The 13,933-nt window shown below is 69.0% G+C and carries 13 protein-coding genes; 9 read left to right on the forward strand and 4 right to left on the reverse strand.

All coding sequences use genetic code 11. From position 1 onward, the window contains the following. Positions 1-71 precede the first annotated feature (71 nt). The 7 genes from FPZ22_RS12325 (at position 72) to FPZ22_RS12355 (ending at position 7,357) form a co-directional block, all read left to right on the forward strand. Positions 72-920, forward strand: a complete 849-nt coding sequence (locus FPZ22_RS12325) for an HDOD domain-containing protein (protein ID WP_246120739.1) — start codon at positions 72-74, stop codon at positions 918-920. Positions 921-990: 70 nt separating this feature from the next. Beyond that, entirely contained in the window at positions 991-1,815 is an 825-nt protein-coding gene (locus FPZ22_RS12330) for a DUF2884 family protein (RefSeq protein WP_144893397.1), read from the forward strand. A gap of 80 nt (positions 1,816-1,895) precedes the next feature. Beyond that, entirely contained in the window at positions 1,896-2,636 is a 741-nt protein-coding gene (locus tag FPZ22_RS12335; protein WP_144893399.1) for a class I SAM-dependent methyltransferase, read from the forward strand. A gap of 9 nt (positions 2,637-2,645) precedes the next feature. Next, positions 2,646-2,987 (forward strand): lipoate-protein ligase small subunit, encoded by a 342-nt coding sequence (lplB, locus tag FPZ22_RS12340; RefSeq protein WP_144893401.1) that lies wholly within the window; start codon positions 2,646-2,648, stop codon positions 2,985-2,987. After that, positions 2,984-3,763: a lipoate--protein ligase family protein gene (locus FPZ22_RS12345; RefSeq protein WP_144893403.1), complete on the forward strand. Its 780-nt coding sequence runs from the start codon at positions 2,984-2,986 to the stop codon at positions 3,761-3,763. The genes lplB and FPZ22_RS12345 overlap by 4 nt, the downstream gene beginning before the upstream one ends. 102 nt (positions 3,764-3,865) lie before the next feature. Beyond that, positions 3,866-4,558: a DUF5666 domain-containing protein gene (locus FPZ22_RS12350; protein WP_144893405.1), complete on the forward strand. Its 693-nt coding sequence runs from the start codon at positions 3,866-3,868 to the stop codon at positions 4,556-4,558. A gap of 456 nt (positions 4,559-5,014) precedes the next feature. Next, on the forward strand, positions 5,015-7,357 hold the full coding sequence (locus FPZ22_RS12355) for a TonB-dependent receptor plug domain-containing protein (protein ID WP_144893407.1): 2,343 nt from the start codon (positions 5,015-5,017) through the stop codon (positions 7,355-7,357). 50 nt (positions 7,358-7,407) lie between these two features. Here the strand turns inward: FPZ22_RS12355 and FPZ22_RS12360 are convergent, their stop codons facing one another. Then, complete coding sequence (locus tag FPZ22_RS12360) at positions 7,408-7,557, reverse strand: benenodin family lasso peptide (RefSeq protein ID WP_168199002.1); 150 nt, start codon at positions 7,555-7,557, stop codon at positions 7,408-7,410. A 128-nt stretch (positions 7,558-7,685) separates the two neighbouring features. Here FPZ22_RS12360 and FPZ22_RS12365 point away from each other — a divergent pair, with 128 nt between their 5' ends. Next, positions 7,686-9,818: an Atxe2 family lasso peptide isopeptidase gene (locus FPZ22_RS12365; RefSeq protein WP_144893411.1), complete on the forward strand. Its 2,133-nt coding sequence runs from the start codon at positions 7,686-7,688 to the stop codon at positions 9,816-9,818. Positions 9,819-9,845: 27 nt separating this feature from the next. On the opposite strand, the gene FPZ22_RS12370 is transcribed toward FPZ22_RS12365, so the two are convergent. Beyond that, the gene (locus FPZ22_RS12370; RefSeq protein WP_144893413.1) at positions 9,846-10,133 is read right to left on the reverse strand and encodes a helix-turn-helix domain-containing protein; all 288 of its coding nucleotides are present in this window, start codon (positions 10,131-10,133) and stop codon (positions 9,846-9,848) included. Positions 10,134-10,631: 498 nt separating this feature from the next. Between FPZ22_RS12370 and FPZ22_RS12375 the strand changes: the two genes are divergently transcribed. Continuing rightward, entirely contained in the window at positions 10,632-12,977 is a 2,346-nt protein-coding gene (locus tag FPZ22_RS12375; RefSeq protein ID WP_210412753.1) for a TonB-dependent receptor plug domain-containing protein, read from the forward strand. A gap of 47 nt (positions 12,978-13,024) precedes the next feature. Here the strand turns inward: FPZ22_RS12375 and FPZ22_RS12380 are convergent, their stop codons facing one another. Together FPZ22_RS12380 and FPZ22_RS12385 are read right to left on the reverse strand one after the other, a co-directional pair. Next, complete coding sequence (locus FPZ22_RS12380; RefSeq protein ID WP_144893415.1) at positions 13,025-13,171, reverse strand: benenodin family lasso peptide; 147 nt, start codon at positions 13,169-13,171, stop codon at positions 13,025-13,027. Between the two features lie 150 nt (positions 13,172-13,321). Then, the gene (locus FPZ22_RS12385; RefSeq protein ID WP_144893417.1) at positions 13,322-13,609 is read right to left on the reverse strand and encodes a helix-turn-helix domain-containing protein; all 288 of its coding nucleotides are present in this window, start codon (positions 13,607-13,609) and stop codon (positions 13,322-13,324) included. Between the last annotated feature and the right edge of the window lie 324 nt (positions 13,610-13,933).

Below are 13,933 nucleotides of genomic sequence, written 5' to 3' on the forward strand. Positions count from 1 at the left end.
CGCCCGGGGCGAGTCCGACACACGCGGTTCGCGTCGAAGGCACGGACGTCCCCTCGCTCGAACCCGAGCGGTTGATCCTGCAAGGCCTGTGCGCCCGGGCCTTCGCGGGCCCGCCGGCAGCGCCCGCTGCCGCGTCCACGGCGGCGCAGTCGGCCGCGGCGACCGCGGCCGTCGAAACGCTCGAGCGCATCCACGCCCATCCGCGCTACACGCCGCGCCGCCCGCAGCTGCTGCCGCAGCTGACGCGGGCCATCAACGATCCCGACGCCAGCGCCCACTCCATCTCCGCGATCGTGCGCCAGGATCCGGCGCTGGCCGGCAACCTGTTGCGCATCGCCAACAGCGTGGCCTACCGGCGGCAGGCGGCGCCTGTGGAGCACCTCGAGCGGGCGGTGGCGCTGCTCGGCACCGAGGGTCTGCGCCGGACGGTGATGGCGGCCCTGCTGCAGCCGGTGATCCCCGACGACGGCAGCGTGTTCGCGCGCTGCGCGACCCTGATCTGGGACCACACGCTGCTGTCGGCGGACATCGCCGCGCGACCGGTGGACGGCGCGGGGCGCGACGACCTGCATGCCGCGCAGCTGCTGGCCCTGCTCCATGGGCTGGGCTCGGTGGTGGTGCTGCAGGTGCTGCGCGACAGCTGGAAAAAGAGCGGCGAAGGCGACCCGGACCCGGGCACGCTGGTGTCTCTGCTGGACACCTGGTCGGTCCCCTGCGCCCGCGCCATCTCGGTCGACTGGGGAGTGTCGGAGCGGCTGCGGCATGCGCTGGAGGAGCTGGCCGACGGCACCGACGGGGAAAGCCCGGGCAGCCTCGGCCGCTCGCTGCGCATCAGCCGCACGGAGGCCGCCGCCGCAATGATGGTCCTCGAGATCACGGACGTCCCCACCGCTTGCGACATGACCAACGGCACCGGATGACTTCCGACCGGTGCGTGGCCGGGGCGGTTCGGGAAGTCTGGGATATACGGTCCCCACCAGGAGCTCCCTCATGCGCAGGCTCTCTTCCTTCGCCGCCGTCTGCCTGTTCCCGCTGCTGTTGCTGGCGGCACCGGCATCGGCGGGGATCCGCATGGATGCCGACAGGATCGGGTCCAGCTGCAGCATCGACAGCAGCTACGGCCTGCAGATCGACGCACGCGGTCTGCGCCTCCATGCCGATGCCGATGCCGATGACGCGCGGTTGCGTCGGATCGAAGTCAGCGACGGCGCCCTCCGCATCGACGGCGAGCCGCGCGCGGTATCGGCGGCCGACGCCGCACGGCTGCGCGGCATCGAGTCGGGGGTGCGGGGCTTGCTGCCGGACATCGCGGCCATCAGCCGGGAGGCCATCGCGATCGCCTTCGACGCCCTGGGCGGGGTGAACCTGGCGCTGAACGGGAACCGCCGGGAGGCGCGCGATTTCGAGCGCATGCGCGAGCGTGCGCTGCTGCGCGTGGACGGGATGCTGGAGCGCGGAGAGTGGTCGTCGGACGCGTTCGGCGACGATTTCGAGGCCGGGATCGAGGAGGCGGCCGAGGCGATGGTCGCCAGCTTCACGCCGGTCCGCGCGATCTGGATGGTCGTGAGCGGCGGCGTCGGCCGGCTGGAGCGGCGCATGGAGAAGATGGAGAAGGAGCTCGAGCGCTCGGTCGCCGCGCGCGAAGCGGTGCTGGAGGGCCACGCCATGGCGCTGTGCGGAAAGCTGGAAGCGGTGCAGCGCCTGCAGGACGCGATGGAACTGCGACTGGACGACGGCAAGCCGCTGCGGGTGTTCGAGGTCCGTCGCGGCGAGGTGGTGATGGCGGATCGCGGATCGGCGCCGCCGCCGGGCTGACCGCGCCGGGAGCCCCCGGGCTGGCTTCAGGGCGGGTTTCCTGCCTTATGATCCGGCGACGACCTGGACAAGGATGAAGCATGGCACTGCCGGATTTCCTGAAGAGCTATCGCAAGCAGACGTCCGAACTCATCGCATCCAGCAAGCACCTCGACGCGGCGATGAGCGCCGCGGTGGGAGGCGACTACCTTGCCGTCGGGAAGCTGGAGCACGCGCTGCTCGTCCAGCACGGGCTGAAGCCGGAGCATCGCGTCATCGACGTCGGCTGCGGCAGCGGCAGGCTGGCGTCCCGGCTGGCCGGCCAGCACGCAGGGGAATACATCGGCATCGACGTGGTGCCGGAGCTCCTCGACTTCGCCAGGGAAAAGTGCGGCCGCCCGGACTGGCGGTTCTACGAAGCACCGGGGCTGACCATCCCCGAACCGGACGACTGCGCGGACTTCGTCTGCTTCTTCTCCGTCGTGACCCACCTCCTGCACGACGAGTCGTACAAGTACCTGAAGGAGGCGGGCAGGGTGCTCAAGCCCGGCGGCAGGATCGTCTTCTCCTTCCTGGAATTCCACATTCCGTCGCACTGGGCCATTTTCGAAGGCGTGCTCGCCGACGACAGGCCGGAGCGCGTGCTGAACCAGTTCATCAGCCGGGACGCGATCCTCGCGTGGGCGCAGTACCTCGAGCTGGACGTGCTCGGGATCTTCGATGGCGACAAGAACCACATCGAGGTCGACGAAGTGGTCTGGGACGACGGGCGGACGATGACCGGGTCCGGCACGCTGGGGCAGTCCGTCTGCATCCTCGGGAAGCGGGAGCGCGCGCGCTAGACTGCGCGGATGGAGACGACAGGCCGCGCCGCCCACGGCGAGTACAAGATCCCCGGCGGCAAGCTGGTGGTGGTCGACCTGGTGGTCGCCGGCGGCCGGCTCGCGGCCGTGCAGGTCAGCGGCGACTTCTTCCTCGAACCCGCGAGCGCGCTGGACGCGATCAACGCCGCGCTCGAGGGCCTGCCGGCCGCGACGAGCGGGGACGGGCTGGCGGCCGCGGTCACCGCGGCGCTGGACCCGGACACGCACATGTACGGCATCACCGCCGAGGGCGTGGCGGTGGCGGTGCGCCGCGCGGTGGATGCGCTGCCTGCGCCGGCCATCGGCGACGCCCCGGAGGCGCGCCCGTGAGCCGCAGCGACTGGCAGGACCACGCCTGGCACCTGGTCCACGCGGAACCGCAGGCGCCCGCGCTGCACATGGCCCTGGACGACGTGATGCTCGACGAGGTCGCCGCCGGGCGGCGGCCGCCGACGCTGCGGGTCTGGGAGTGGGCCGGCCCGGCGGTGGTGATGGGCCGCTTCCAGTCGCTGCGCAACGAGGTCGACGTGGAGGCCGCGGCCCGCCACGGCATCGACGTGGTGCGGCGGATCAGCGGCGGTGGCGCGATGTTCATCGAGCCCGGCAACACCATCACCTATTCGGTCCTGGCACCGCTGTCGCTGGTGCACGGGATGTCCTTCGAGGAGGCCTACGCGCACATGGATGCATGGGTGATCGAGGCCCTGGCCGGACTCGGCATCCGGGCCTGGTACCAGCCGTTGAACGACATCGCCTCCGAGGCCGGCAAGATCGCCGGCGCGGCCCAGACCCGGCGCCGCGGCGCGGTGCTGCACCACGTCACCATGGCCTACGACATCGACGCCGGGAAGATGATGGAGGTCCTGCGCATCGGCCGCGAGAAGCTGTCCGACAAGGGCACCACCAGCGCCGGCAAGCGCGTGGACCCGCTGCGCAGCCAGACCGGACTGCCGCGGGCCGAGGTGATCGCGCACATGGTGGAGACCTTCGGCCGGCGCCACGGCGGACTGGTCGGAGACATCCTGCATCCCGACGAGCTCGGGCGCGCGCAGGCGCTGGCCCGGGAGCGGTTCTCCACGCCGGAGTGGACCGCGCTGCTGCCCTAGGCGGGTCGGAGGCGGCGCGGCCCGGGACGGGCGGTGGGCGATGATCCGGCGTTCACGAGCGCCGGGTGCATATGGCAGTCCTGGACACGCCGGGAGACTCCCATGAACGCTGCGATCCGCGGTATCGCCCTGCTGCTGGCCACGGCCCTGCTCATGCTTGCCGGCTGCGCAAGCCCGGGCGGCCGGGACTATCCGGGCGGCGGCTACGGCTATCCCGATCCGGGCTACGGCTCGCCGTACGGCAGTCCGCTGCTGGGCACCGTGGATGAGCTGGACCCCGGCTACGGGCGCATCCTCCTGCTCGTGGACGATCCGCGCACCGGTCGCGCGCAGCGCATGGACGTGCGCTACGACCAGGGCACCCGGCTGTACTACCAGGGGCGCGAGTACGCGGTGGAAGGCCTGGAGCGCGGAGACCTGATCCGGGTCGACGTCGTGGAGTCCGGGCGCGATCTGCTGGCGCGCTCGATCGAGGTCGTTCGCAACGTCCGCGACGGCGGCGCCGGCGGCTATGACGGTGATTACGGCGGCGATTACGGCTACGGGGGCGACCTGCGCGGCTCGGTGGTCCGCGTCGACGCGCGGGCCCGTCTGATCCGGCTGGAAGGCGTCGGTCGCGCCTATGGCGACGACATGCAGCTGGCCTACGACGATCGCACCACGGTCGAGTACGACGGCCGGCGCTATCGCCCCGAGGATCTTCAGCGTGGGGACGTCGTGCGCATCCGCGCGCGCCAGGTCGGCGATGGCCTGTGGCTCGCCGAGCGCATCATCGTGGAGCGCTCGGGGCGCTAGCCGCTAGCCGCGCCGGTCCCGCGCGTGTGTGGCGTATGCCCGGATTGCGCTGTCGGCGCCGGACCGTTGACCCTCCGGCTACGCCAAACGTAGTGTCTGCGTGGCTACGGGAAACGTAGACATGGCGTGACCCAGGCCTGCCGGACGAACGCGAGCGGCGGGCGGGAAACGACAAGGGGAGCAGCAGGCACCGGTGGCACCACCGCTGCCTTCGGGGACACCGGACCAGTCACGGGCGGACACGCCGGCATGCGGCTGTCCGGGCTTCGGATTGCCTGTCGCTTCCCCGCCGCAGGCCGGCGCGGAACCGCCGCCGACAACCGGAGGAATCGCATGTCGAATGAAAGGGAGCTCGTCGTGGGCCCGTCGGTCCGCGAAGAGGTCACGGAAGAGCCCGCGGGACGTCGGCGGCGGCCGCGACGCCGCCGACGTCCCGGACCGCCGCTGGTGGGCAGCATGCTTGCCGCCGCTCTCGCATCCCTGCTGCCGGTGCACGGGGCCGCGGCGCAGACCGCAGCGGTGGAACGCGAGGTCCCGGACGAGCCGCCGGCCGACGCCGCCGATCCGGGCGCGCCGCCGGTCGAGCTCGAGACGGTGCAGGTCACCGGCACCCGCGTGAAAGGCGGCACCGTGCCGTCGCCGGTGGTGGTGCTCGACGCGGAGCGGATCCGGGAGGAGGGCTTCCACGACCTCGGCGAGGTGGTCCGCAGTATTCCGCAGAACTTCACGGGAGGGCAGAACCCGGGGGCTGCCAGTCTCAACATCGCGGGCGCGGGCGCCCGCAACCAGAACGTCACTGGCGGCTCGAGCCTGAACCTGCGTGGCCTCGGGCCGGATGCGACGCTGACCCTGCTCAATGGGCGACGGATGGCGTATTCGACGACCTTCCAGACCGTCGACATCAGCGCCATTCCGGTCGAGGCCGTGTCCCGGGTCGAGATCGTGGCCGACGGGGCCTCCGCCATCTATGGGTCGGATGCCGTGGCCGGTGTCGGCAACGTCGTGCTCAAGCGCGAATACGAGGGCGTGACTCTGGGGGCGCGCTACGGCGCCGCCACCGAAGGAGGCCTGGGAACGCGGGAATACACCGCCACGGCGGGCACGACCTGGGGCAGCGGCGGCCTGATCGCCACGTACAAGGACGCCTCCGTCGATCCGATCCGTGCGGACGATCGCGACTACACGCCGCGGATGACTCCCCCGGCCACCCTCTATCCGGGGAGCGACCTGGGCAGCGGGCTGGTGAGCCTGCACCAGTCGATCGGGTCCAGGACCGGGTTCACGCTGGACGCGCTGAGGACCCGACGCCGGCAGGTGTACGACGTCGCCTTCCCGGGCCTGCACATGCATGCGGCGCCCACGACGACCGTCTCGTTCGTGGCCCCTGCCATCGAGGTGTTCCTGGGCGACTCCTGGTCGCTCTCCGCCGGTGCGGCATGGGGCAGGGACCGCCATCGGCAGTACCAGACGCGCGGAAACATGATCACGCCGGACCATGTTCCCGCGCTGGACGTGTGCTACTGCAACGACAGCCGGGTCTACGAGGTGGGCGTCGAAGGCCCGGTCGCTTCCCTGGCTGCCGGAGAGGCGAGGATCGCGGCAGGCGCGGGATACCGGAGCAACGAGTTCACCGAGTTCAACCACATGACGGCGTTGCCGAGCACTCAGGGCAGCGAGAGCAGCCGCTTCGCCTACGCCGAACTGGACATTCCCCTGGTCTCCGCCGCCAACGCCCGTGCGGGCGTCGAGCGGCTGGCGCTGACCGCCGCGGTGCGTGGCGAGGACTACGACACCTTCGGCCGCGTGGCCACGCCGAAGCTGGGGCTGATCTACGGCCCGTCCGCGGATGCCACGTTCAGGGCATCCTGGGGCCGCTCGTTCAAGGCTCCGACGCTTTACGAACGGAACTTCATGACCGTGGTCGTGCTCGATCCACCGGAGTACTACGGCGGGACCGGATACCCTCCCGAAGCCGCGGTGATGTACTTCGCAGGCGGCAATCGGGACCTCGAAGCCGAGCGCGCGAGGACCTGGAGCGCATCGGCCGCGTTTCATCCCCGTGCCCTGCCCGGTCTGGAGGCGGAGCTGACCTTGTTCCACATCGACTTCACCAACCGGGTCAAGCAGCCGATCGACAATCTGGCGGACGCGCTGCGCAATCCAGCCTATCGGCAGTTCATCACCGATTCGCCGACGGCCGAGGAGCAGCAGAGGCTCATCGATTTCGCCGATCGCTTCTACAACTTCACCGACCTGCCTTACGACCCGGGCAACGTGGTGCTCCTGATCGACTCGCGCAATATCAACGCCAACCGCCAGACGGTCAGGGGACTGGACCTGTCCGGATCCTGGCGCTTCGTCGCGGGCGCGGGCGAGCTGACCCTGCGCGGGGCCGCCAGCTGGATGGAGAGCACGGAGCAGACGAGGGCGGGGCAGGATCGCCGCGATCTGGCGGGCACCCTGTTCAATCCGCCCGAGTTGCGTGCGCGCCTCGGCGCCGTCTGGGACCGGGGCGGCTTCACTGCATCCGGTTTCGCCAACCACATCGGTGGAGTGACCGACACGGTGGCGGGCGACAAGGGGAGCTCCTTCACGACTGTGGACCTGACGCTTCGCTACACCACGGGAAGGCGGGACGATGCGAGATCGGGGACGCAGTTCGAACTCACGGCGCAGAACCTCTTCAATCGTTCTCCGCCGCTGTTCATGCCGGTGACGGACTATGCGCCTCCTTACGACTCCACCAACTATTCCGCAATCGGCCGGTACCTGGGCATCTCCGTTTCCAGGCGCTTCTGAGGAGTGCCCGGCACAAAGGGGCGCACCTGCCGGTGCGCCCCCCCTTGTACTCACTCTTCGACGATTCCAGGAACGATGAGCCTGCCGTACGGCTCATTGGTGGCGCCGCCGCCGCCCTTGGTCTCCACGCTGACGGCACCGAGGACGATGACGTCCCCGCCACGATCGTCGATGTGCACGCGGTCGGTGTTCTTTTCCATGTCTTTCTCCTTCTCTGGCGTCATGGCGATCCCATGACGCATGCAGCGTAGGAAGCAGGATTTTTGATTTTCAAATGATTAATGAGTAATTGCCGACGGGCGGTCGAAGGCACGACAGGGAGCTCTGCATGAATACCCATCGTTGTGGTGAGGCGCAGGCGCGGGGAGCGATGCCGATCGCCCTGCTGGGAGTCTTGTCTGCTTTCCTGGCCTTCGGCACTCCGGCCCGGGCCGCGGACGTGCCGCCGCGGCGCCTGCTGGAGGTGGTCGACTTCGGTCTTCCTGTGCTTTCGCCGGATGGCAGTCGCGTCGCGTTCCGCACGGAGCAGGCTTCGGTGGAACGCAATACTTACGACACGGTGTGGTACGTGCAGGAGATGGACAGTCCAGGCGCACCACGCCGCGTCGCCGACGGCGGCGCGGCGCTGCGGGATTCCGCTGGCGGTTCCCTGCCGGCGGCTGCGGTCTGGTCGTCCGACGGGCAATGGATCCATTACCTCGCCCAGGTGGATGGGAGGATCGATGTCTGGCGCGCCGCCGCCGATGGCTCCGGTGCCGAACCCCTCACGCGCGAAGCGGCCGATGTCCGCGAGTTCCTTCTGGGCGACGATGGGCGAAGCGTGATCTATCGGACCGGTGCCACCCGTGCCCAGGTCATCGACGCCGAGGAGGACGAATACGACCGCGGAATCCGCATCGAGCGGCAGGTGCCCATTGGCCCGAACCTGTTCCGGTCGCTCAACCTCGAAGGCCGGTGGGCCACGCAGCGCTATCACCACATCTGGTTCGATTTCGAACCGCTTCTGGCGGATGCACCTCAGCGCTGGAAAGTTCTCGACCCGAGCAGCGGGGCGACGCGGGATCTCGCGGCGTCCCGTCTTCCTTCCCGCTCACTGGATGTGGACCTTGCCGATGGACTGCGGCGGCCATGGAAGCTGGCGGAGGAGCCCGGAGGTGGCCGGATCGCCCTGCTGACGAGAGTCGGCAATGCCGCCGGTCTGCTGGAGGCGCCGGATGTGCAGCTGGCGATGCTGGCGGACAGGACAGACCGCCGGCCCATGGTGTGCGCGGCAGAGCGGTGTACCGGCAAGGCGATCAGCGGAATCCTGTGGCGTCCCGGCACCGACGAAGTCCTGTTTACGGTGACCGATCCCGCCAAAGGCCTGGCGCAGTCGATCTTCCGCTGGAACGTGCGCACGCACGAAGTGCTCCCCGTGGTTGAGGCGGACGGGCTGCTTGGCGGCGGCCGTGACCGCTCCAGTGCGTGCGGGGTCTCGGGCGCTGCCTTGGCCTGCGTGGCTGCGGACGCCGATCGGCCACCCCGACTGGAGCGGGTCGATCTGGAGACCGGAGCCCGGCAGGTGCTGTTCGATCCGAATGCCTCACTGGCGTCGGACATGGCCCGCGGGGCGACGGCGCGCCTGCTCCGGTGGACCGATGCGAACGGAAACGCGTTCACGGGGCAGTTCTTCGAGGCGCAGGGAATGGACGGAGCGCCGGCACCGTTGTTCGTGACCTATTACAGCTGTTCCGGCTTCCTGCGCGGCGGTGTGGGAGACGAATGGCCGCTCGCATCCCTCGCCGGCCATGGCATTTCCGCCCTGTGCATCACCGCGCCTCCCGGCTATCCGCTCGATGCGATGGAGCGCTACGACCGGGGACTGTCCGCGGTCCGGACGGTCGTCGAGCTGTTGGCCGCGGAAAGAAAGATCGATCGCTCGAAGGTCGGCATGGGCGGCCTGAGTTTCGGCAGCGAAGTGACGTTCTGGACCGCCATGCGTTCGGATCTCCTCGCCGCTGCGTCGATCACTTCGCCCTCGATCGAGCCCAATTACCACCTCTTCAACGCGTTGCGGGACGATGCATTCTTCGAGAACCTGCGAGCACTCTGGGGGCTGGGGGCGCCCGACGAGACGCCGGAGCGCTGGCGGGACATCTCACCGATCCACCACGTCGATCGGATCCGGACACCGATGCTTTTCCAGATGCCGGAGCAGGAGTACCTGGGTTCACTGGGCGTGACCCTGCCGCTGGTCCGCCGCTCGCAGGGTGATCTCTATGTGTTTCCCCACGAGGCGCACCAGAAATTCCAGCCCAGGCACAAGCTCGCCGCCTACGAGCGGAACCTCGACTGGTTCCGGTTCTGGCTGCTGGGCGAGGAGGACAGCCACCCGGCCAAGGCGGAGCAGTACGCGCACTGGCGCGGCATGAGGGCGGCGCTGGCAGAGCGTGCCGGTTCCGTCCCGCAGGAAAGTCCGTGATTCCGGTGCTGGCACCGCACAGGCGCTTCAGCGCTTGCGCTTGCCCTTCTTCGCGTAGTCCGCGATCAGCTGCGCCAGCTCGTCGTCCTCGGCGTAGAAGTAGGCCACGGGCAGGCCGAGCACCTTGGCCAGGCGCGCCAGGGTCTGCAGGTCGGGCTGGTGGACGCCGGTCTCGTAGCGGTTGATGCGGGTGCTGGCGACGAAATCATCCAGGCCGGCCTCGATGCCGAGACTGCGCTGCGAGATGCCGTAGGCCTCCCGCGCCTCGCGCAGCCTCCTGCTGAAAACGGGGATCGATTTCTTCTTGTCGGCCACGCGCGCTCACGTCCGGGCATCCCTTGCAAGGAAGCTTCGGAAACGGTGCGCGGTTTCGATACTACGACGTACGTAGTCGTGTGCCTGAGTTGCGTGCTCGGCGTCGAACGCTTGACCGCATTGCTACGGCAAACGTAGCGTGTCCGAAGCTACGGCGAACGTAGCGATGATGCCGTTCTCCCGACATGCCCCGCAGCGGGACGGGTGCGAACGGCAAGGGGACTTCGGATACCGGTGGCGTCACCGGTGCCTTCGTGAACTGACGATCCGGTCACAGGCGGCCCGCCGGCCTTCGCCTGCGCGGATCCCGGGTTCGCGAGCGAATGCCCCGCCGCAGGCCGGCGCGGAACCGCCGCCGACAACCGGAGAGATCGCATGTCGAATGAACGGGAACTCGTCGTGGGCCCGTCGGCCCGCGGAGAGATCATGGAAGAGCCCGCGGGACGGCGGAGGCGACCGCGGCGACGCCGCCGTCCCGGACCGCCGCTGGTGCGCAGCATGCTTGCCGCCGCGCTCGCATCGCTGCTGCCGGTGCACGGCGCCGCGGCGCAGACCGCAGCGGTGGACCGCGAGGTCGCCGAAGATCCGCCGGCCGAGACCGACGTCGACGCCGGCGCGCCGCCGGTCGAGCTCGAGACGGTGCAGGTCACCGGCACCCGCGTGAAAGGCGGCACCGTGCCGTCGCCGGTGGTGGTGCTCGACGCGGAGCGGATCCGGGAGGAGGGCTTCCACGATCTCGGCGAGGTGGTCCGCAGCATTCCGCAGAACTTCACGGGAGGGCAGAACCCGGGGGTGACCAGCGGCAACCTCGCCGGAGCCGGTCTCGCGAACCAGAACATTACTGGCGGCTCGAGCCTGAATCTGCGGGGGCTCGGCCCCGACGCCACCCTGACCCTGCTCAACGGCCGCCGGATGGCCTACGGCACCGCGGTCCAGGCCGTAGACATCAGCGCGATCCCGGTCGAAGCCGTATCCCGGGTCGAGATCGTGGCCGACGGGGCCTCCGCCATCTACGGATCGGATGCGGTGGCCGGCGTCGGCAACGTCGTGCTGAAGCGCGAATACGAGGGCGTGACTCTGGGGGCGCGCTACGGCGCAGCCACTGAAGGAGGGCTGGGAACGCGGGAATACACCGCCACCGCGGGCACGACCTGGGGCAGCGGCGGCCTGATCGCCACATACAAGAGCGCGTCCGTCGATCCCATCCGCGCCGCCGACCGCGACTACACCGCGCGCCTGGTCCCGCCGACCAGCATCTACCCCGGAAGCGAGCTGGGCAGCGCGCTGCTGAGTCTCCACCAGTCGATCGGTTCGAGGGTGGAATTCACGCTGGACGCGTTGAGGACCCGGCGAGAGCAGAGCTACGACTTCTTCCTGCTCGGCATGAACACCCATGCCACGCCCAGGACCACGACGTCCTTCGTGGCGCCCGCCATCGAGGTCTTCCTGGCCAACGACTGGTCGCTCTCCGCCGGCGCGGCGTTGGGCAGGGACCGCCACCGGCAGTACCAGGTGCGGCAGAACCTGGGCAACGGAGCTTCCGTCCTCCAGTTGGACGAGTGCTATTGCAACGAGAGCCGGGTCTACGAGATGAGCGCCGAGGGGCCCGTGGCGTCACTGGCAGCCGGCGAGGCACGGATCGCCGTGGGCGTCGGATACAGGAACAACGAGTTCACCCAGTTCAACCACATCACCGCGCGACCGGCCACCCATGGCAGCGACGGCAGCCGCTTTGCCTATGCCGAACTGGACGTCCCCCTGGTGTCCACCGCCAACGCCCGCGCCGGAATCGAGCGCCTGGCGATGACCGCCGCCGTGCGCGGCGAGGACTACGACACGTTCGGCAGCGTCACGACGCCGAAACTCGGACTGATCTACGGCCCGACCGGGGATGTCACCTTCAGGGCGTCCACTGGGCGCTCGTTCAAGGCCCCGACGCTGTTCGAACGGAACTACATGTCCTTCGTGCAGCTCGAAGCTCCTCCGTATTTCGGTGGCACCGGGTTTCCCGCCGACGCCTCCGCGATGTACTTCGGTGGCGGCAACCCGGACCTCGAAGCCGAGCGTGCCCGTACCTGGAGCGCGTCGATGGCGTTCCACCCGCGCGCCCTTCCCGGATTCGAGGCGGAGCTGAGCTGGTTCCATATCGACTTCACCAACCGGGTCAAGCAGCCGATCACCGTCGCGTCGCAGGCGCTCCGCGACCCGGTCTATCGACAGTTCATCACCGATGCGCCGTCGGCCGAAATGCAGCAGCGCGCCATCGAACTCGCCGATGGCTTCTACAACCGCACCGGCCTGCCGTACGACCCGGCCAAGGTGGTGGCCCTGATCGACGGACGCAATCTCAACGCAAGCCGCCAGACCGCCAGGGGCGTGGACCTGTCCGGGTCCTGGCGCTTCACCGCTGGTGCCGGTGAGCTGACCCTGCGCGGTGCTGCCAGCTGGATGGAAAGTACAGAGCAGATGAGGGCAGGGGAAAGCCACCGCGACCTGGCGGGCACCCTGTTCAATCCTCCGAAGCTGCGCGCCCGGGCCGGGGCGGTCTGGGATCTGGGCGGATTCACCGCATCGACCTTCGCCAACTACAGCGACGGCGTGACCGACACGGCCGCGGACAGGAAGGGTGGCTCGTTCACGACGCTGGACATGACGCTTCGCTACGCCATCGGACGGCGGAACGAGGCAGGGGCCGGGATGCAGTTCGAGCTCACGGCGCAGAACCTGTTCAACCGGGCGCCGCCGCTGTTCACGCCCCTGCGGGACTATGCGCCGCCTTACGATTCCACCAACTATTCCCCTGTCGGGCGCTACCTGAGCCTGTCGGTGTCCAGGCAATTCTGACAGGTCAACGGAAAGGGGCGCGCCTGTCGGCGCGCCCCCCATCCCGCTCAGTCCTCGGCGATGCCTGGCAGGACGATCGCGCCGTAGGGTTCACCGTCGCCGGCGAGGCCCTTGGTTTCGACGCTGACGGCGCCAAGGATGACGACCTGGTCGTCGCGGTTGTCGATACGCATGTTGTCGTTGACCGTTTGCATTTCTGTCTCCTTTGGTCTGGCGTCATGGACGTCCCATGACACAGGCAGCGTAGGAAGGAGGATTCCTGATTATCAAATGATTAATGCTTGATTATCGACAGGCGGTCAGGGCGCGCGTTCCGTCGGAAGCGGCGGCGCGGCGCAGGCAGGTCAACGCTTGCGCTTGCCCTTCTTCGCGTAGTCCGCGATCAGCTGCGCCAGCTCGTCGTCCTCGGCGTAGAAGTAGGCCACGGGCAGGCCGAGCACCTTGGCCAGGCGCGTCAGGGTCTGCAGGTCGGGCTGGTGGACGCCGGTCTCGTAGCGGTTGATGCGGGTGCTGGCGACGAAATCATCCAGGCCGGCCTCGATGCCGAGGCTGCGCTGCGAGATGCCGTAGGCCTCCCGCGCTTCGCGCAGCCTCCTGCTGAAAACGGGGATCGATTTCTTCTTGTCAGCCACGCGTGCTCACGTTCCGGGCATCCCTTGCGGGGAAGCTTCGGAAACGGTGCGCGGTTTCGATACTACGACGTACGTAGTGTGTGCGCGAATTGCGCGGTCATTGCGGGAATCTTGACCCTCTCGCTACGTCAAACGTAGCTTTGAGGTCGGCTACGGGAAACGTAGCCATGCGCCGCTTGCGCGGACCCCGGGGGCAGGGTCCGGGCCGGATGGGGCGGCAGCAGGACACGAATCATCACTCAGCGACGCCGCCCGGGGGGATCCCCGGCGGCAAAGGGGAAGCCTTGCCGCGAGCGCAACGATCGGGTGATCGGGCGCGACGGC

This window comes from Luteimonas granuli, from assembly GCF_007795095.1.
Classification (GTDB): domain Bacteria; phylum Pseudomonadota; class Gammaproteobacteria; order Xanthomonadales; family Xanthomonadaceae; genus Luteimonas; species Luteimonas granuli.